Origin of the sequence: Synechocystis salina LEGE 00031, from assembly GCF_015207985.1 — a bacterium.
Taxonomy (GTDB): Bacteria; Cyanobacteriota; Cyanobacteriia; order Cyanobacteriales; family Microcystaceae; genus Synechocystis; species Synechocystis salina.
The window spans coordinates 38,848-58,046 of record NZ_JADEVV010000015.1 but is presented as its reverse complement, the minus strand read 5'-3'; the positions used below and the strand labels follow the sequence as shown (position 1 = coordinate 58,046).

The 19,199-nt window shown below is 49.5% G+C and carries 19 protein-coding genes and 1 tRNA gene; 12 read left to right on the top strand and 8 right to left on the bottom strand.

The features are described from left to right. Positions 1-69: 69 nt before the first annotated feature. Entirely contained in the window at positions 70-636 is a 567-nt protein-coding gene (gene rfbC, locus IQ217_RS07155) for a dTDP-4-dehydrorhamnose 3,5-epimerase (RefSeq protein ID WP_194019417.1), read from the top strand. Between the two features lie 49 nt (positions 637-685). On the opposite strand, the gene IQ217_RS07150 is transcribed toward rfbC, so the two are convergent. Further along, positions 686-2,563 carry a hypothetical protein gene (locus tag IQ217_RS07150; protein WP_194019416.1) on the bottom strand — a complete coding sequence of 626 codons (1,878 nt, stop codon included), beginning with the start codon at positions 2,561-2,563 and terminating at the stop codon, positions 686-688. A 160-nt stretch (positions 2,564-2,723) separates the two neighbouring features. On the opposite strand from IQ217_RS07150, the gene pdhA reads away from it, so the two are divergent. The 4 genes from pdhA to IQ217_RS07130 all read left to right on the top strand — a co-directional run bounded on the left by pdhA (position 2,724) and on the right by IQ217_RS07130 (position 6,037). After that, positions 2,724-3,752, top strand: coding sequence for a pyruvate dehydrogenase (acetyl-transferring) E1 component subunit alpha (gene pdhA / locus IQ217_RS07145; RefSeq protein WP_194019415.1), 1,029 nt, complete (start codon positions 2,724-2,726; stop codon positions 3,750-3,752). A 96-nt stretch (positions 3,753-3,848) separates the two neighbouring features. After that, a complete protein-coding gene (locus IQ217_RS07140; protein WP_190596951.1) occupies positions 3,849-4,091 on the top strand; it encodes an AbrB/MazE/SpoVT family DNA-binding domain-containing protein in 243 nt (80 codons plus the stop codon). After that, entirely contained in the window at positions 4,085-4,435 is a 351-nt protein-coding gene (locus IQ217_RS07135; protein WP_194019414.1) for a type II toxin-antitoxin system PemK/MazF family toxin, read from the top strand. Before IQ217_RS07140 ends, IQ217_RS07135 begins: the two co-directional genes overlap by 7 nt. Positions 4,436-4,645: 210 nt before the next feature. Next, positions 4,646-6,037 (top strand): MFS transporter, encoded by a 1,392-nt coding sequence (locus IQ217_RS07130; protein ID WP_194019413.1) that lies wholly within the window; start codon positions 4,646-4,648, stop codon positions 6,035-6,037. A 6-nt stretch (positions 6,038-6,043) separates the two neighbouring features. On the opposite strand, the gene xth is transcribed toward IQ217_RS07130, so the two are convergent. The 4 genes from xth to IQ217_RS07110 form a co-directional block, all read right to left on the bottom strand. Further along, on the bottom strand, positions 6,044-6,841 hold the full coding sequence (xth, locus tag IQ217_RS07125) for an exodeoxyribonuclease III (RefSeq protein ID WP_194019427.1): 798 nt from the start codon (positions 6,839-6,841) through the stop codon (positions 6,044-6,046). After that, positions 6,816-7,280 carry a DUF3750 domain-containing protein gene (locus IQ217_RS07120; protein ID WP_194019412.1) on the bottom strand — a complete coding sequence of 155 codons (465 nt, stop codon included), beginning with the start codon at positions 7,278-7,280 and terminating at the stop codon, positions 6,816-6,818. Before IQ217_RS07120 ends, xth begins: the two co-directional genes overlap by 26 nt. 30 nt (positions 7,281-7,310) lie before the next feature. Then, the gene (gene ndk, locus IQ217_RS07115; RefSeq protein ID WP_190596940.1) at positions 7,311-7,760 is read right to left on the bottom strand and encodes a nucleoside-diphosphate kinase; all 450 of its coding nucleotides are present in this window, start codon (positions 7,758-7,760) and stop codon (positions 7,311-7,313) included. Positions 7,761-7,848: 88 nt separating this feature from the next. Beyond that, positions 7,849-8,016, bottom strand: a complete 168-nt coding sequence (locus IQ217_RS07110) for a hypothetical protein (RefSeq protein WP_194019411.1) — start codon at positions 8,014-8,016, stop codon at positions 7,849-7,851. Between IQ217_RS07110 and IQ217_RS07105 the strand changes: the two genes are divergently transcribed. Further along, positions 7,984-8,056, top strand: a tRNA-Ala gene (locus IQ217_RS07105). The two genes, IQ217_RS07110 and IQ217_RS07105, sit on opposite strands and share 33 nt — an antisense overlap. A gap of 256 nt (positions 8,057-8,312) precedes the next feature. On the opposite strand, the gene IQ217_RS07100 is transcribed toward IQ217_RS07105, so the two are convergent. Next, positions 8,313-9,347: an aromatic ring-hydroxylating oxygenase subunit alpha gene (locus IQ217_RS07100; protein ID WP_194019410.1), complete on the bottom strand. Its 1,035-nt coding sequence runs from the start codon at positions 9,345-9,347 to the stop codon at positions 8,313-8,315. A gap of 79 nt (positions 9,348-9,426) precedes the next feature. On the opposite strand from IQ217_RS07100, the gene mtnA reads away from it, so the two are divergent. Next, the gene (gene mtnA, locus IQ217_RS07095; protein WP_194019409.1) at positions 9,427-10,482 is read left to right on the top strand and encodes an S-methyl-5-thioribose-1-phosphate isomerase; all 1,056 of its coding nucleotides are present in this window, start codon (positions 9,427-9,429) and stop codon (positions 10,480-10,482) included. A gap of 87 nt (positions 10,483-10,569) precedes the next feature. On the opposite strand, the gene IQ217_RS07090 is transcribed toward mtnA, so the two are convergent. After that, positions 10,570-11,247, bottom strand: a complete 678-nt coding sequence (locus IQ217_RS07090) for a 1-acylglycerol-3-phosphate O-acyltransferase (RefSeq protein WP_194019408.1) — start codon at positions 11,245-11,247, stop codon at positions 10,570-10,572. 291 nt (positions 11,248-11,538) lie between these two features. On the opposite strand from IQ217_RS07090, the gene IQ217_RS07085 reads away from it, so the two are divergent. The 4 genes from IQ217_RS07085 (at position 11,539) to IQ217_RS07070 (ending at position 16,959) form a co-directional block, all read left to right on the top strand. Continuing rightward, a complete protein-coding gene (locus tag IQ217_RS07085; RefSeq protein WP_194019407.1) occupies positions 11,539-13,548 on the top strand; it encodes a M48 family metallopeptidase in 2,010 nt (669 codons plus the stop codon). 136 nt (positions 13,549-13,684) lie between these two features. Continuing rightward, positions 13,685-15,088, top strand: coding sequence for a collagen-like triple helix repeat-containing protein (locus tag IQ217_RS07080; RefSeq protein ID WP_228023962.1), 1,404 nt, complete (start codon positions 13,685-13,687; stop codon positions 15,086-15,088). 630 nt (positions 15,089-15,718) lie between these two features. Then, the gene (locus IQ217_RS07075) at positions 15,719-15,910 is read left to right on the top strand and encodes a hypothetical protein (RefSeq protein WP_194019405.1); all 192 of its coding nucleotides are present in this window, start codon (positions 15,719-15,721) and stop codon (positions 15,908-15,910) included. 32 nt (positions 15,911-15,942) lie between these two features. Then, positions 15,943-16,959 carry a glycoside hydrolase family 10-like protein gene (locus IQ217_RS07070; RefSeq protein WP_194019404.1) on the top strand — a complete coding sequence of 339 codons (1,017 nt, stop codon included), beginning with the start codon at positions 15,943-15,945 and terminating at the stop codon, positions 16,957-16,959. Positions 16,960-17,050: 91 nt separating this feature from the next. On the opposite strand, the gene IQ217_RS07065 is transcribed toward IQ217_RS07070, so the two are convergent. Further along, on the bottom strand, positions 17,051-17,530 hold the full coding sequence (locus IQ217_RS07065) for a TspO/MBR family protein (RefSeq protein WP_338116532.1): 480 nt from the start codon (positions 17,528-17,530) through the stop codon (positions 17,051-17,053). Between the two features lie 121 nt (positions 17,531-17,651). Between IQ217_RS07065 and kaiC the strand changes: the two genes are divergently transcribed. Next, the gene (gene kaiC / locus IQ217_RS07060; protein ID WP_190596921.1) at positions 17,652-19,169 is read left to right on the top strand and encodes a circadian clock protein KaiC; all 1,518 of its coding nucleotides are present in this window, start codon (positions 17,652-17,654) and stop codon (positions 19,167-19,169) included. Positions 19,170-19,199: the final 30 nt, after the last annotated feature.

Below are 19,199 nucleotides of genomic sequence, written 5' to 3'. Positions count from 1 at the left end.
AGGTTTTCCTCAAATGACCGATTAATGGTATTTTTTCGGGTGTCGTAACCCTAAAGAGGAATTTGATCTGTGAACGTGATTCCCACTGCGATCGCCGATGTGTTGGTTTTGGAGCCCAAAGTCTTTGGCGATGAACGGGGTTTTTTCTTTGAGAGTTACAACGACAAAGTTTTCCAGCAGGTCGTGGGCATAGACCCCCATTTCGTGCAGGATAACCATTCCTTTTCTCGCCAGGGAGTACTGCGGGGGTTACATTACCAAATCCAGCATCCCCAGGGGAAACTAGTGCGGGCCGCCCGGGGAGAGATTTTTGATGTGGCAGTGGATCTGCGCCGTAATTCTCCCAGTTTTGGCCAGTGGGTGGGTTATGTTCTCAATGACCACAATAAAAGACAGCTATGGATTCCCGCCGGTTTTGCCCACGGTTTCGCCGTCCTTTCCCCAGAGGCAGAAGTGCTGTATAAGGCCACGGATTACTATGCGCCGACCTATGACCGCACCTTACTGTGGAATGACCAGGCCATCGGCATTGACTGGCCCTTAGCTACTCCGCCTCTGTTATCTCCCAAGGATCAACGGGGTCTTCCCCTAGCCGAAGCGGAGGTGTTTGATTTTTCCGGACCTCCTCTTTCCTGAGTTGCCCAAAGGTTTGCTCAGAGGAATGAAGGCTTCCTTCGCCGCAACCTTAAGGAGAAGGGGGCAAAATGTCAGCTTTCCCCGTTCCCTGGCCGAATTTTTGCCGGAGCCATTGCCAGACTTTTTCCAGTAATTGTTCTAGGCCGTACACTAGGCGGTCAAGCCATTCCAAGCACCAAACCAAAACGTGTTTGTCATAACCCAAACTCTGGGCCTGGGTTTCAATCCAATCAAAGGCGGTTTCCAAATCCTGGGGCGATCGCCGCTGGTTGGCCATTTGCCCGCTGGAGTGAAGCAATTTTCCTTTTAGTTTAATCTCCCCTTGATCAGACAAAACTTTTTCATCTAAACCCCAATCCTCCTCCAACCAGGGATCTTGCACCACCATCCCAGGAGCACCAGGGGAAACGGAATTGACTAAGGCAGATTTTTTCCGGCCAGGGCGTTTACTGCGACGGCGGCTAGGGGCGATCGCCTGGGGATTTTTGCCTGCAACTGATAGGGCAAAATTATGGGAATTTTCAATGGTTTCTTCTGTCCACTGCCCATGCTCGCCCCCACTAATTACCGCTGATGTCCCACTGCTTTGGTCGAGGAGAGGCATAACTATAGCAGGCATGGGTAAATCGGCAAACAATTCTTCCCAAGCTAACCACGGACTTTGATGTTCCCCTGGTAAAGCAGGGTTATTTACCCCTTCTCCTCCCAAGGATTGGGCTGAATTACTGCCCTGGGGACCAAAAAAGTAGGCGATCGCCGCTTGGAGAATCACTTTCAACTCAAACGGGTCTGGGGCATTGGCGGGATGGCGATCGGGATTGAATAATTGCTCCAGGGTTTGTTGTACCCGGTGCTGTAAATCTTGTCCTAGATGTTGCACTGTGGGGGGCAACACCTCCACAATTTGCTGGGACAGTTGTTGGGATTTAACTACGGTGGCTTCAATGACTGGTTGTTGTCCTAAATTTTTGAGATGGCGATTTGTTTGCCCCAGCCAATCTTTAATGCCTGCTACATTAGCCTGGACGGTATTAGTTGGAACAATGGCAGTAGATGAAGGTAAAGCGGGTCTGGTTTGCCAACGGTAAATGCCCTGCCAGAGCCAATCCAGGGGGGCAAGTACCTTTACCCTCTGTTCTCCTTGCCCATTGTTATCACTGCCGCTAATTAGAGGGATACCCCGCCATTGTTTGGCCTGCAAAGCCCATTGCCGACGACGTTGATAATGCCATTGGGCCAACTCCCGCCGGATTTGTTGTTGCAATTGTTGCTGTTGCTCCGGGGAAAACACATCCAGAGTTAAATTGTCTTGGGTGGTCAGCACTAAACGGCGATCGCCACAACGGGAAGCTAAACCTTGAATGACAATGGCATCGTTACCAGAGCGAAAAATATTTTTTACCTGTTCACCAAATTTAGCTAGTGGGGACGGATTATTGCTGGGGGGTAAAGCCGGCTTTTCTGGCTGGGCGGGTAAAGCTAGGTCTTGGTTATGAACGGAAAGGTTATCTTCCCCAAGGGATTGATCATCAATTAAAACGGAGAAATCTTGAGCTAAAACTAAACCCTGATTTGTTTGGTTCACCTCAACATGGTCAAACCAAGCTTGCAGGGAAGTAAGTACCGTTTCAATGGGTTGGTCAGCGGCGATCGCCAAAGGCCACCTATCCTCGGAATTAACCTTGTCTCCATCCAGGCCGGGGGGTAAAGCCCTTCTCTCCTGATTCCCCTCGCCCCCTAACACAGGCCCCAACCACTTTTCTGGATGTAACAGCCAGTAAAAGGGATACATCAAAGCCTGGACGCCCCATTCCGCCGCCACCCGCAGATGACGCACCGTTTCCCCCAGGCGATCGCGCAACCGTTGGGATTGGCGATTGAGATTGGTAAAAAGACGACTCTTGTAGGGGCCACGGGAACTAGACATGGGAACTACCGATTACCAATGGAATGGTCACAATGCTCAAAGACCAGAGTGATCAGATTGTGTTCTATCCTACCCCGACTAGATGGGGCTGACCGACTTCGCTTAGAATCTACCATGGGGTGTAAACCTGCCCTCCATTCCACCTACTGCAAATTGTACTATGGTTTCAGAACGCATTTTGCCTGAATTGAACACCGCAGAAATTTCCCTGGACCGAGAAACGGCCCTAGTCCTTTACGAAGACATGGTCCTGGGTCGCTTCTTCGAGGATAAATGCGCTGAAATGTATTACCGGGGCAAGATGTTTGGTTTTGTCCACCTCTACAACGGCCAGGAAGCGGTGTCTTCCGGCATCATCAAGGCCATGCGCCAGGATGAGGACTATGTTTGCAGTACCTACCGAGACCACGTCCATGCCCTTAGTGCCGGGGTCCCAGCGAGGGAAGTAATGGCGGAACTGTTCGGCAAAGAAACCGGTTGCAGTCGGGGGCGGGGTGGTTCTATGCACCTATTCTCCTCGGCCCATAATCTGCTGGGGGGATTTGCGTTCATTGGGGAAGGGATTCCCGTGGCCCTGGGGGCAGCGTTTCAAACCAAGTACCGCCGGCAAGTTTTAAAAGATGACAGTTACGACCAAGTCACGGCCTGCTTTTTTGGGGACGGCACCAGCAATAACGGCCAATTTTTTGAATGCCTAAACATGGCTGCCCTCTGGAAATTACCCATTCTGTTTGTGGTGGAAAACAATAAATGGGCGATCGGCATGGCCCATGAGCGGGCCACTTCCCAACCGGAAATTTACAAAAAAGCCAGTGTGTTCAATATGGCCGGAGTAGAAGTGGACGGCATGGATGTGGTGGCAATGCATAAGGTAGCAACGGAAGCGGTGGCTAGGGCCAGGGCTGGGGAAGGGCCGACGTTGATCGAAGCGTTGACCTATCGTTTCCGGGGGCACTCCTTAGCGGATCCCGATGAACTTCGGTCTGCGGAAGAAAAACAATTTTGGGCCGCCCGGGACCCCATTAAAAAATTTGCCGCCTTCATAACGGAACACGAGTTGGCCAGCAATGAAGAGTTGAAGGAAATTCAAAAACGCATTCAAGGGGTGATTGATGATGCGTTAACCTTTGCGGAGTCTAGTCCCGAACCGAATCCCGAAGATCTGAGGAAATATATTTTTGCCGACTAACTCCTGTTGTTAGCATTTTGGAGTACCTGTCCCTGCCGCCGTAACGTGTATTCACGTATATTAAATGTATAAACGTCGTGCAGGGCGATCGCCAAAATGATCACACAAAGAATCACCAAATGGGGAAATTCCCTAGGCATTCGACTTCCTCAATCCATTGTCCAGCAATTTGGCTGGAAAGAAGGGGAACAGGTTGCCATTACGGCGAAAGACGAACAAGTTATTCTGTCTTTAGCCCGACCAAAATATAGCCTGGCAGAGTTACTCGATGGGGCCCAACCGGAAAACCAACACGCCGAAGTTGATTGGGGGAATGCCCAAGGGGAAGAGTCTTGGTAAAGATTAGCGGCATCGTTCCCAAACGGGGCCATATCATTTTTCTGGAGCTTAATCCCCGCATTGGTAGTGAACAATCGGGCGATCGCCCAGCCTTGGTTATTTCCCCCACAGACTATAACCGCATTTCCAGACTTACCCTGATTTGCCCCATTACTAGCAGGATCAAGGGCTGGCCTTTTGAGGTTAAACTTCCCCCCGACTTAGAAATCCAAGGGGTGGTTTTGGTAGATCAAATAAGAGCGGTGGATTGCCAAGCCAGAAATGCAAAAATTGTGGAAGAGGCTCCTACGGAAACTATGATGGAAGTCTTGGCCCGATTAGAAACCTTGGTAGGCTTGTCGTAATGCGATAATTACGCCCACGACAAAAAAATGGGACACAAGCCCCCTCCCCTAGAACGATTGGAAGATACCAATCTAACAATCAAACAGGCTCTTGGAGAAGGTTCGATAATCCGGTCGCTGTTTGGGAGAATAGAATAGTTAGCCGTTGGAGTTTGCAGATAATCTTGCGGCCAACGAGTTGGTTGAGTATTTTCGTCCTACCCCCTGTGCATGGAATCTAAGTTGCTAAGTGCAAATCAAGGCTTTGGCCCGGTTTTAAGAAATTCCCGTTTTTTGTTTCTCTGGGTTGGTCAAATCTTTTCCCAGTTGGCCGATAAGTTTTATCTAGTTTTGATGATTGCTCTGATCGCCAACCATTACCAGGCGGAAAATCAGTCCATCAGCGGTTGGGTGTCGGCCATTATGATCGCCAATACCATTCCAGCGGTGCTATTTGGTTCCCTGGCGGGGGTTTACGTTGACCGTTGGCAAAAAAAACAGGTGTTGGTGATTAGCAATTTTTGTCGGGGCCTTTTAATTTTGCTGTTGCCTTTCCTCCTCTGGGTTGGCGATCGCCATGATATCAATCTGCCGGTGGGATGGTTGCCTAGTTTTCTGCGTCGTTGGCAGACAGAGGAACACCAGTACTTTGCTTTGCCATTGGGTTTTGCGATTTTGTTGGCGGTTACCTTTGCGGTGTCCACCCTGACCCAGTTCTTTGCCCCAGCGGAGCAATCGGCCACGCCCTTGGTGGTGCGACGGCGGAATCTATTGGCGGCCAATTCCCTCACCACCCTGACCATGATGGGGGTGTTGATCATTGGTTTTGCCATTGGGGAACCCCTGCTTACCTTGGCGGATAGTCTTTTTCCCCGGGCTGGAGATGTGGGACCAGTGCTGGTAGTGGCGAGTTGTTACTTGGTGGCGGGCATTGTCTTGCTAATGCTGAAAACGGGGGAAAAACAGGCCGATCCCGATTTGGTTCACCCCCACGTACTGAGTGATATTCAGGATGGCATCCGTTATCTCCAGGAAAATCATCGGGTACGCAACGCCCTGATTCAGTTGTTAATTTTATTTTCCATTTTCGCTGCTCTGTCTGTATTGGCGGTGAGTATGGCAGCCCATCTGCCAGGGTTGAAGGCTTCCCAATTCGGCTTTTTGCTAGCTTTTGGTGGTTTGGGCATGGCGATCGGGGCCCTGAGTATTGGCTACATTGGCCAGCGGTTTTCCCCCACGGAATTAGCACTCTGGGGCTCCCTGGGTATGGGGGTTTGTCTAGCAGGATTGGCCTTGTTTGACCATAGTTTAGTACTGACTTTTGTCACCATCACCATCATGGGTTTTTTCGCTGCCATGGTGGGGGTGCCGATGCAAACGTTGATGCAGGTGGAAACGGACCCGGAATTTCACGGCAAAGTATTTGGCTTGGAAAATAATGCCAATAATATCGCCCTGTCTTTGCCCTTGGCCCTAGCGGGGGTGGCGGAAAGCTTATTTGGTCTCACCCCGGTGTTGTTATTTTTGGCCGCGGCGGCGATCGCCGGGGGAGTTTTAAGTTGGTATATCAATGAAAATAGTCCCCCCGTGGCCCCCCGTAAAGCGAAAGGATCTTCATCTTGAAGCTAGCTAATCCTTGATGGTTACCACCACCGGAGCATGGTCACTGGGCTTTTCCCAACCTCTGGGTTCTTGGTCAATCCAACACCGTTGGGCTTGGGCGTAGAGTTTTGGGGTTAGGTAATGGTGGTCAATGCGCCAACCCCGGTTGCGACTAAAGCCCCTAGTGCGATAATCCCACCAACTGTAATGGCCCGTTTCTTCGGTAAATTTGCGAAAAGCATCCTGCAAATCGGCGATCGCCAACACATCTTTTAAGGCCTGTCGTTCAACAGGGGTGGCCATAATGTGATTTTCTCGTCCTTTAGGATCATGAATGTCCCGATCCTCTGGGGCAATGTTGAAATCCCCACAGACTAAAAATTCCGGTGTATCGCTCTTGCTCAGGTTATGGAGATAGGTTTTCAGCGTTTTTAACCAACGCAGTTTATACGAATATTTTTCACTGTCCGGGGCGGAACCATTGGGAACGTAGAGATTAACAATTCTTACACCCATGTAAACACCACTTATGACCCGTTTTTGCTCATCCAAATCCCCCGTCACTTCTGACCCTAGCAGGGGCGCAAAGCCAATTTTCACATCCTGCAATGGTTCACGGCTGAAAATGGCCACGCCATTATATGATTTCTGCCCAGAGATGTGGCAATGATAGCCCGCCGCTTCAAACGGTTGCCGGGGAAAATCTTCATCCACCACCTTAGTTTCCTGCAAGCAAAGCACATCAACGGTGTTTGTGCCCAACCAATCAAGGATATGTTGTTGGCGACTACGAATAGAGTTAACGTTCCAACTGGCGATGTCCATGGGAAAACCGAGAAAAGATAGATTGGCCATAGCCCCGGCCTACTCCCCGCCAGCCTAGATCAAAATTAATTTCCGCTCTTTCTAGCACCCATTGGGCATAGGTGTTGCTATTGGGGCCAGGCCAGTAACGATAGTTGTAACAGTGGGGATAGAGTTGGGGGCTATTAAGAATAATTTCCCCCAGGCGATCGCCAAGGGCACCAGACCAGTGCTGGGCCAAAAAACTGGGGCCGTTACCTACCCCACCATAGGGAGTCAGCAAATTTTGGTGGAGATGACCCCAACTGGGGGACTTCAACTCTCGCCGTTGCCACACTTCCCATCTTTGTAAATTTTCTAAACTTTGACCATGGCGATCGCCGACCACATACCAATAGTGGACAGCCCAGCGACCAACGAAGGGAATTTTGGCCCACAACAGTTGCACTTCCATCGCCATGGCAGTTAAGCAAAAAGCTACGGGAATAATCTACTCGTATAGCCAAGGGTTGAGGGTGGCGTGCCATTCATTCACTTCTTCTTCCTTGAACCAGAGGGCAATTTCCCGCTTAGCAGTTTCAATGGCATCGGAACCGTGGATGATGTTGCGCCCGACGGAAACTCCATAGTCTCCGCGGATCGTGCCAGGGGCGGCGGCATGGGGATCCGTGGCCCCAATCATTTGGCGGGAAGTGGAAACCACAGAATCGCCTTCCCACACCATGGCCACCACAGGGGAAGAACAAATAAATTTCACTAAACCAGAAAAGAATGGTTTATCGTTAAGAGCTTCGTAATGTTTTTCTGCTAATTCCTGGGAAACAGTCATCACCTTCATGGCGACTAATTTGAAGCCTTTTTTCTCAAAACGACCAACAATTTCCCCAATTAATTGCCGTTGTACCCCGTCGGGCTTGATCATGATAAATGTGCGTTCCATGGCAACCTCCGTTTGCTTTTTCTGTTAAAAAAACTTAACAATCACCCTGTATTTTACATGGTTTGGGCATCGGGATTATCTATGGTGACTAGTCCCAACCGGGAGGGTAAATATCTCCCTGGCGATCGCCGTTGACCCTGACTGGAGAGAGGGGCGCAATAATAATCTTGGCAAAAAGCTTGACAATGGGCACCACTTTCAGCACAATGAAATACTGTGACTCGGGGCTATAGCTCAGTTGGTAGAGCACTTGCATGGCATGCAAGGGGTCAGCGGTTCGAGCCCGCTTAGCTCCATAAAATTTATATCCGTTCCTGTTTAGTTATTGGAGTTCAGGGGATTTTTTCTAATTGGACTCATGATCCCATGGTTTCCGTTGCCCGAAAAAGTCGACCGTGCGAAAAATTATTGATGCCATCTTCTGGGGGAAATGCAGGGGACATCGGTGGGAAATGTTGCTCCACAATTTTTTACCCAGCAAATGGTGGGAGCAATTCAATCAAAATTTAAATATAGTTAAATTAGAGGCAAAAATATTATTAAAATGGGAAACTATCCAGTTTTTCTTTGCCTTGACCAAGCTGAAGGCTCTAGGTGGTTCACATAATTAATATAGTGGGCTAGTGGTTTATCAACACTCAATAAAATATTTGGCTTAAATTTAATATTGTCATAAATTAAACCATCTTCATGGCGCAGAAAATAGTAAGCTAATCTTGTACAAAATAAGAGAAAGTGACTGACCAAATAACCCATAATACCAGGGCGTTTTGCGGTAACGTAAATAGGTTGAATTCGGATTTTACTCAACTCGGGATTAACACCATCAGCCTGTAAACTGGGCAGAGGCGTGTAAGCATAGATCATGTGTAGAGGAGGAAAAAAACGGACATTTTTCATAATAGTCAACAAACCGATGCAACCATTGTCATAGCGCATGGAATATTCATAGGTTTCTCCCAAAAAATAGTGTATTAAACTTTCTCTAAAAGTAGTGTTTGGCACATTGCCTTTCATGGTGAAATCAATTTGAGTTCCTGATTCATTTTGCCGCAGGGATAAATCCATTTTGATATCAAGATGATGGACTGTCTTCAGATGTTGGGCATCAATACCATTCATCATGCAAATATGATGGTGACACTTTCTTTCAAAGACTTTATCCGCTTGGATGATCAGTTTTTTGCCCTGAAGCTCGTCAAATTCTGGTAAATCATTGGGGGCAATGGCCTCTGGAAAAACCCAAATAAAGCCATATTTTTCAGCGGTGGCATAGGATGCTAACTTTGCTTTGGAGGGAATTGTTGACTGGCAGGGAATATGGCGACATTTACCCGTTTCATCAAAGGCCCAACGATGAAAGTTACAGCGAATCCAGTTGCCTTCCACCTGTCCTAAACCTAAGTCTGTGCCGAGGTGGGGACAATAGGCGTGTAAAGCTCGTACTTTTCCATCTTGGCCCCGAAATACGACAATCTTTTGCCCACAAAGGGTTATGGATTTAGCTTGGCCATGCCGTAACGTCTGACTGGGACAAACAATATACCAACCCTTGGCAATAATTTGCCAATTATTAAAAATGTCCATGGTTGAGCAAGGTGAGAAGCTAAGATTAGCAGGGGAAACAATTTTCTATTTATTGCTCTGTTAAGAAGTTACTTTGAACATGACCCAATCTACTAATTTTGTCGATGTTTATCCAGTACAGTGGCGAGATGATCAGGTAATTCTCATTGACCAGACCCGTTTACCTTTGGAATACACGGAAGTGGCGATCGCCGATTATGAGGCCATGGGCCACGCCATCAAATCCATGGTAGTGCGGGGGGCACCTGCCATTGGGGTAGCGGCGGCGTATGGTATGTATTTGGGCGCTAGGAGAATTCAAACGACGGAATTAAGAGAATTTGTGGCGCAGTTGGAATTTGTGGCGGACCAGTTACGCCAAACCCGGCCTACAGCGGTAAATCTATTCTGGGCCATTGATCAAATGTTGAATGTGGCTTACCACAGTGGCGAAAATGTGGAACAAGTTAAGGCCAATCTCCTCTCCCAGGCCCAACAAATCCAACTCGATGACCTCCGTACTTGTCAGGCGATCGGGGCAGCAGGACTCGAGGCGCTACCAAGGGAACCCCAGCAGTTAACCATTCTCACCCACTGCAATGCCGGTGCTTTGGCCACCGCTGGTTACGGTACGGCGATCGGGGTTATCCGGGCCGCCTGGTCTGCGGGTCGATTGGCCAGGGTCTATGCCGACGAAACTAGACCTAGATTGCAGGGAGCGAAGTTAACAGTGTGGGAATGTGTGCAAGCGGGCATCCCCGTCACCCTCATCACCGATAATATGGCGGCCCATTGCATGCAACAACAACGCATTGACGCCGTAGTGGTGGGAGCTGATCGCATTGCCAGAAATGGTGATACGGCTAATAAAATTGGCACCTATGGTTTAGCCGTGTTGGCAAAAATGCATGCCATTCCTTTTTTTGTTGCCGCCCCATTATCCACTGTGGATTTTGCCTTGGATGATGGCAGTCAAATTCCCATTGAAGAACGGGACCCGGTGGAAATTTACCAACCGGGATCGATCCGCATTACCCCAGAGGGAGCAGAATTTTATAACCCCGCTTTTGATGTCACCCCCGCCAGTTTAATCACCGCCATCATTACGGAACAGGGGGCCATTGCCCCAGGACAGTTGGCAGATCTAGAGGCTTAGTTGGGTAGTCTATTTCCCCATAAAAGTAACTTTTTCCACATTTTTAGCAATAGTTTTCCACAGAAAATCCCCCTCTGGATACCGTTATTAATCCCTGCCTAAATCCAGCATTTGGTGAATTTGTGCTTGGCAAGCTTTAGTTACCGCTTCCAATTCGGGTTTCTTATTCTTGACCGGCGGGGCGATCGCCTTCCCAATGCGAATGGTTAAAGGCACAGGATGGGGCCAGGGGGAACCGGGCTGGAAAATTTGCTCTACCCCCCCCAAGCTAACTGGAATAATGGGTACTTGGGCCTTGGCCGCAATCATGGCAGCCCCCAATTTCGGTTGGTGAATACGACCATCCTTTGTTCTAGTTCCCTCCAGAAATACCCCCACTAACCAGCCATCCCCCAGGGCTGTCAAGGCGGCCCGCAATGCCCCCCGATCGCCACTGCCCCGTTTCACTGGATAAGCTCCATAGAGGCGAATGGCTGGGCCCAGCAGGGGCACATTAAATAATTCTTCCTTGGCCATAAAAGCCACCGGTCGGGCCATGGCACAGGACAAAAATGGTGGGTCAAAGTAACTAGCATGGTTGCTCACCACCAAGGCTGGCCCCTGGGTTGGCACCAATTCCTGACCATACACCCGAGCCTGGAACAATCCATGGAGCAAGGGCCGCACCACTCCCCACTTCAAACCCCGGTAGAGAGCTAAATTGAGTGAAGTTTCCCTTGGACGAGGGGCACTCAAACCACCACTATGATTAATCTCGGAATCCACTGAGCTTTCCCGGAAAATACTTGCTCCAACACTTTATCAAAACCATGCCGGGAAATCCCCGCATCAACGGCTAGGGTCCCTGTCTGTGCCGAAAATAGGACAATCTGGGCAATAAAAACTATCGGCGAGGAACTGGACTAACAGGATGTCCCCACCGCAAATCACACAGATAATAGCAACAAAAATTAAGCAAAACACTCTTCCATGGCTCATATTGGGGGTGGGAGAATGGAATTTTTGCCTTCATACTGGTTCCGGCTCCTCTGCTCTCGTTTCCCCGCTTTTGCTCCCATGAATGCCCATGAAATTGCCCTGACCCTCCAAAAGGGACTTAAGGCCCTCCAAAATCAAGAATATCAGTCGGCGATCAAAGCTTTGGAAATGGTCTGTCGCCGGGTACCCAACCAGGAATCCCCCGAATTTCTCAAAGCTCAGATGGCTTTGGTGCGGGCCTATCGAGCTTTGGGAAGATTTGAGCAGTCTAGGGAACTGTGTGAATACCTGACCCGAAATCCCGACCCGGAGGTGGAAAATTGGGCCAAGACAATGATGCTCATGCTCTTGAAACAGGAAAATGCTGATGAGGGAGAAGGGGAAGAGGATGCCCTGTCCACTGACTTGAAAGCTGGTCGGGCGGAAAATAGTCGGGTTAAGGTGGCCCTGCCCAGGGTGGCCGATAGTTTGCCTTTTATTTTTGGTGTGGGCCTGTTGGTTCCCCTTTTAACCACTTCTGTACTGTTGACACCGCTGGCATGGTGGTTGGCCCAGGGACAGTGGCAAAAATTGCTGGCCATTAGTCTAGGGCTGGGGATTGCGGTTAATTTCCTCGCTTTGTTTTACAGCGTCCCCATGATGGATCTGATCAACCGGCGCATTTATGGCGCTGAATGGGTCAACCTCGGCGCAGTGCAAAAATATAGCCCCGAAGCCGGAGAACTGATGTTGCGGGTAGCCCGAGCCAAAACTTTTCCCATTCCCAAGCTGGGGGTTATTCCCGATAATCGTCCGGTTATGTTTGCCTATGGTGTGCAACAAAAAAATAGTCGTATTGTGCTCAGCCAGGGGATTTTTCGTTATCTGAGCGCCGAAGAAATTGCCACCCTCCTGGGCCATGAGTTGGCCCACATTGTCCGCCGGGATTGTGCCCTATTGACCTGTATGAGTGGTTGGGGCCAAATATTCTACTGGTTATACTGTGAGCTACAAATGGCCCGGAGTTCCTGGCCGGCGATCGCCAAGATATTGATCGCCCCGTTGGTCTGGATTTGCTTGGCCCTGTTTCGCATTAATCAGGGGGCTAACCATTACTTTGCCCGCACAAGGGAATATTACGCTGACCATTTTTCCGTCAACTACACCGGTAATCCCAATGCCTTGATCCGGGCCCTGGTGAAAATGACCAGGGCTTTGGTAAAGCAAGAAAGACAGGCGGAGAAACCCGCTTTGTTTCTGGAGGGAATGCGTAATTTTGCTAACTATGATGCCTACACAGCGGCGGCCTGTGAGCGGGGAGAAAGATTTGATCCGAGAATGGTAGGCAATCTACTCCTCTGGGACTGGGGCAGTCCTTGGCGGGGCATCATTACTTGGTGTAGCTCCCATCCCCTTTTGGGCAAGCGGCTCCAGGTGTTGAGCCATTATGCCGAACAGTTAGACCTGGACACGGAATATAACCTTGTACTCAGCCGTCGGCAAATCTCCCTCGAAGAAGCAAAAAAAAGAACTATATTCTTTTACCTGGAAGTATTTATTTGGCTGTTGCCCCTTTGGTTTGCCCTGGGCTTAGGTTGGTGGATTCAACAGGAAGATAGTACTTTGAAGTTATCCCTCCCCCAAGCCATACTGGTGGGACTAGGAGCGGGGATTCTACTCCGTACCGCTTGGCAAAGTTTAGGACACAGAAAAGTGGCCGCCCCCACCGTACTAAGTGTGCTTAGCGACGCTAATTTGAGTCCTATCTGGGGCACTCAGGTTAATTGGCAGGGCAAATTCCGTTTGGTGCAAGCCAGTGTTTGGCGGGCACCGAAATTGTATTTTCACGACCGCACCGGGGTAATTCCTGTGCGCTATCCCTTTTGGACCAGACTATTACCCCCCTTTCGTTCTCCCCAGACCCGCTTAGAGGAGATCGCCTTGGGGTCCGTGAAAGTCAGTGGCATGGTGGTGCGGGGTTTATCCCCCCAGTTGCAGTTTGCCACCATCACCAATGAGGAAGACCAAATGTTAATTGGCTATCCGCTTTTTCTCGCTTGGACAGGGGGATTGTTATTGATCTTATTGGGAATTTTGCTCCCAGGGTAAACTCAGATTGCCAAGCCCCAGATGGTTTAGGGCGGAACCAACCCCCAATGTCCCCCAGTCAAGGAGATTAGCTTGGTTTCCGTTTAAACCTGTGCCACAATTTCCAATTGGTTTTTGCATTGCAAGGAGAATTAATTTGCGTTTTGCCTCCATTTTGGCCCTGGCTATTCCCCTCAATCTAGTGGCCCCTAGCCTAACCGCCACCCCTTTAACCAATGGAGAATGCCTACTTTTGGCCCAAGCCAGTCAAAGGAGAAATGTTGGTTCCGTCGGCGCACCAGGGGCTAGGGGTGTGGATGGCCAGGACGGTGCCGACACCGATAACCTCACGGTTTTCAGCGATGGTTCTCCCATGACCCTTAATTTGGCCGGTAGGGATGGGGCTCCAGGTACTCCCGGTGCAGAAGGATCTCCGGCCAATTGCCCCGCTTTGGACACCAGTCAACGGCAAGATGTGCAAATGGCCAATGGCAGTGATGGTGGGGATGGAGGTAATGGAGGTAACGGTGGCAATGGCGGTTCCATAACCATTTACACTCGCAATCTCAACAGCCTCAACCAAATTTTTGTCGGGGCCGCCGGTGGGAAAGGGGGATCCCCTGGTCTGGGGGGAACTGGGGGGCAGGCCTGTCAATGTAGCCAACCCTATTGGACAGTGGAAACTTGTTCCGGTCGTCCGGGGGACAGTGGCTACCGTTGTTCCACCGAGGAATTCCGTTGTTTTAATGGTCTGAATGGCCGAGACGGGCGATCGGGTATTGCGGGGCAGGACGGTTTAACTGGACGGTTGACGGTGTTGAATCTAGACCGGCCCTTAGAGCCGGATCGACCCGGGACCACGGTGAGCTTAGATGTGTTAAAAAATCAGGGCTTTAATCTATCTAAAAATATTTGGGAAACCCGCCCAGGGGCGGCCCAGCTATTAGCTCCAGGCTCCGTCATTGCCGACGAATATTTAATCCTATTAGACCGCATAGAAAGGTCTTTTTTGGTGGTGTGGAATGCGCCCCAACCTTTTGAGCGTTTTGCTAACACCAATGTTAGTTTAACCCTGACTGAAGATAACCAAATTGCTCCGGAGTTACCAGGCAATCTCTGGCTAGAAGGGACCACACAGCAGAGAAATAATGTCACAGAATTTGTGGTTTACAATGCCATGTGGGAAGGGGATGCCACCAGTTTAGGACGTTTAACATTATCCGGTAGTGGCAATAATTTACAGCTCTCTCTGGTGGATGAAGCTAATCAGTCCAATTTGATGGCCACCAAGTTTAGGCTCAGGTATCGAGTGACCAATGAAGATCCCCGGTTTCGTCCCCCCTCCACCTATACCCTGCGCTATGAAGGTGAAATTGAAGATAACTTGGTCACAGTTAATGGCAATCAGTTCACCATTGATATTGGCCAGTTACCAATTCCCCCTAAGGATTTGGAGCCCGGTACAGGGGTAGAAATTGAGCTGGTGGCAGAAAGAACTTTTTCTGGTAACACCGCTGAACAAAAGCTGACTATTCGAGATTTAATTCGAGGTCGAAATTAAGAGAGTTTTACTAATTTCATCGACTTAGAACCGACCTGGAATGCAGTATTCAAGAACTTATATTTAGTTTGCTTGAGCTATTCACCATGGGGCTGAATATTTGAGGTATTGAGCAGAAGTGAATTACAGGAAATTTACTTCATCTGCTCCACGCTACCGTTTGACTGGGTGGTAAAGGCAATTTCCACCGGGGCGATATAACAAGACAACAAGGCCTTTAATGGCTGAATTTATCAAAAAACTGGGTCTAAAACCCCGTCCTTTAGGACGGCTTTTTGTTAAACTAAAAGGACCCATGCACCCAAGTGTGCAAAGAGAGGCAAGGTTGGCTATTCCCGCCATCTAGAATGCATGACCAAAAGGAAATACCTGGACACAGGGGCGTCATAGTCTAGGAATGGGAAAAGATAAACTAAAGATTTGTTCGGTCTGCGGTGAGGCACATCGTGGACGTTAAAAAAGATGCCTGTGGAGGGGAATCTGGACGGGGCTTTTGAACAGAGATGTTTTTAAGCTAGACAAACCCGATGAAGCAGGAATCCTCTGGCTTTAGGCAGAGGAGGATGTCAAATTTGCTCCATTGTCAATCGAGTCCCCGAAATTCCCCCTGGACTTGATGATGCACCTGAAATGCTTCCCCCAGCTCCAGAACCAGCGCCAATTCTAGAGATACCAGAGCTTACCTACGATGCCCAACGACAGGCTTTGTTGGAGGAACAGGAAAAGGAACGGTGGCTGTTTTATTTATTCGTGCAGGAATTGGAAGGCACAGGGGATTTACGCAAGTTACCCACGGTTTTACATGCCCCTTCCCGTTCTTAATTAATTTAGTTGTCCCAATGGCGATCGCCTAGATGAAAAAATTACTCAAATTTGCCAAGTGGCCGGCCCTGTTGGTGGGCATTATCTTCATGTTAGGGGCTTGCCACCGGGCTCCGTCCCGTACGGCTAACTCGCCCAAACATATGCGGGGGGTCTGGCTTACCGATGTGGGCACCATGGCATTAACCTACACCACCCTATTGGATGAAACCCTGCACCATATCAGTAAATCGGGCTATGACCGGGTTTATTTCAGTGTTTACGGTTTGCGGGGCCAACTTTATGCCACAAAACAACGGGGGGAACTAATTCCCAAACTGCCTTTGATCAATCCCATGGCTTCCATGGCCAGGGAATCCCGCCGCCAGGGCGTCAAACCCTACGCTTGGTTTGAATATGGCCTAATGTTGCCCCAATACGATCCCGTTGCTAAAAATAATCCAGATTGGCTATTGACCATGGCCAACGGTGAGCAGGTGATTGAAAATCATGGCATTCCCATGGTCTGGTTAGACCCCGCCCACCCCGGAGTGCAGGCCTACATCCTCGGTCACATTGACGACATTCTCCAAGAGCAATCCCTAGCCGGTATTCAACTAGATGACCATTGGGCTGTGCCCCGGCAATTTGGCGATCGCCAGCGGGATTTAACTGCCCTCACCGCTAAAGTTCATGAACGCATCAAAGCTAAAAATCCTGAATTGGCACTAAGTCTTTCCCCTAATCCCTACCAATTTTCCCGTAACGAGTACAACCAAGATTGGCTCGGTTGGGTCAGACAGGGCATCATTGACGAAGTCGTCGTGCAAGTTTACCGGTCTAGTCCGGCGGAAGTTCAACAAACCGTTGCCAACTCTGGCATTTATACCGCCTCCCGTTACGTGCCTGTGGGCATTGGCCTTTACACCGGCATCAAAGCTAAACCTTTCGATTTGCAAGCCATCAAAAACCAGATCCAGGCGGTGGAAGATCAAAACCTAGGCCATTCTCTTTTTGTCTGGGAATTTTTGGTGTTGAGGGCGATTAATGCCCGTCTCAATATCCTATGAATCCGATGAAATCCTCTCGGAGGGACAACATCAACAAACCAACCTCATTTTCCCCAGGCCTTTTGCTATAAACTTTTTCACGCCCTAGTCGCTAAATTTCCCCTGGGTTGAGGGGGATCATGGCCCAGGTAACATAGGTGCCAATGGGACTCCAGATTAAAAATGGTACCAAAAAACCAAAAGCAGTGGTGGAAACTTGGCTAACGGCGATCGCCAGGGCCAGACCGACAAAGAAACCCGTAGCACCGATAATACTGCCCACCCGCAAACTGCGAAGCTTGCACATGACGGGGGTATAGGCCATGATGGTCAACTCCAGCAAAAGATAGCCGACCATCAGTCCCCAGCGGTGCCCAGGGTCCATCGTTGCATTCCAGGCCAGGGTAGCGGAGACCGCTCCCGCAATGAAAATAGCAATCCAAATGAAGGGAATGACCCACTCGAAGGTTAGCCAAGGGGGGCGACGTAGGCGATTGAACCAGCGCAAATCCCTGGGGGATAGACGGTTACACACAAAGGCCAGGGCAAAAGCGATCAACCCAATCCACAGCCAAGCCGGAATCATAAACACTTTCCATTAACTTGTGCAAATTCTATCATTGCCCCCCGGCTGAGATCGGTGGTATCGGTGGCATTGTCAACACTGGTATAATTCCCGTTGGTTCCGAATACGAATAAGTGGCGGTGAACGGATGTTAGAGCAAGGGATAGATGGCATTGAGAAGTTGGAGACGGGTATTCCAGGCTTTGATTTTCTTTCCGATGGCGGTCTCCCCCTCGGCCGCGCCACCTTAATTGCCGGGACAGCGGGCAGTTCTAAAACTATTTTTGCCTGTCAATTTTTGGTGGAAGGTATACACCGTGGGGAAAATGGTGTTTTTGTCACTTTTGAGGAACCTCCCAGGGCCCTACGAAAAAATATGCGGGGTTTTGGTTGGGATATTCAGCAATGGGAAAATGAAGGTAAGTGGGTTTTTGTCGATGCTTCTCCCCAACCAGGCGATCGCCCCATTGTCAGCGGCGAATATGACCTAGGGGCCTTGATAGCCCGCATTGAACACGCTGTCCGCAAATATAAAGCCAGCCGCATTTCCCTCGACTCCTTGGGGGCAATTTTTAGCCACCTCACCGACAGTGCCCAGGTACGGAGTGACCTGTTTCGCCTGGCCTCTGCCCTACGGGAGTTGGAAGTCACCGCCATTATGACCGCAGAACGGGTGGAGGAATACGGTGAAATTAGTCGCTACGGGGTGGAAGAATTTGTGGCCGATAACGTGGTTATTGTCCGCAACGTTCTAGCCGATGAAAAACGCCGTCGCACCATTGAAATTCTCAAATACCGTGGCACCGACCACCAAAAGGGCGAATTTCCCTTCACCATCATCAACAAAAAGGGCATTGTTATCATTCCCCTGTCGGCGATCGAGCTCGAGCAAAAATCCTCCGACATCCGCATCACCTCCGGTAGTGAAGAATTAGACCGCATGTGCGGCAGTGGCTTTTTCCGGGATTCCATTATTCTGGTTTCCGGCGCTACGGGCACTGGTAAAACACTGATGGTGACTGAGTTTATGGACGGAGGGGTGGCCAATGGAGAACGCTGTTTAGTCTTTGCCTTTGAGGAAAGTCGAGAGCAGTTAATTCGTAACGCCACCGGCTGGGGAGTGGATTTCAAACAAATGGAAAAGGAAGGCAAACTAAAAGTGGTTTGTCGTTATCCAGAAACCACCAACTTGGAAAATCATCTGATCATGATGAAGGATATTATCCAAGAATTTAAGCCCAATCGGGTGGCGGTGGATAGTCTTTCCGCCCTAGAACGGGTTTCCACCCTGAAAAGTTTTCGCGAATTTATCATCGGCCTAACTTCCTTTATTAAGCAACAGGAAATTGGCGGTTTATTCACTTCTACTACCCCCAATTTATTAGGGGGAGCTTCCATCACCGATGCCCATATTTCCACCATTACCGATTCGATTATTCTTTTGCGCTATGTGGAAATGTATGGCGAAATGCGTCGGGGAATTACGGTGCTGAAAATGCGGGGCTCCATGCACGATAAAGATATCCGGGAATTTTCCATCGACCATAAGGGGATGCACATTGGCAAACCTTTCCGCAACGTCACCGGAATTCTGGCCGGTACCCCCATGTATACTGCCCAGAGTGAAGTGGAAAGATTGAGCGGTTTATTCAATGAGAAAATATAGTCAATTCTCCCCCTTGCAAACCCGGAGGCA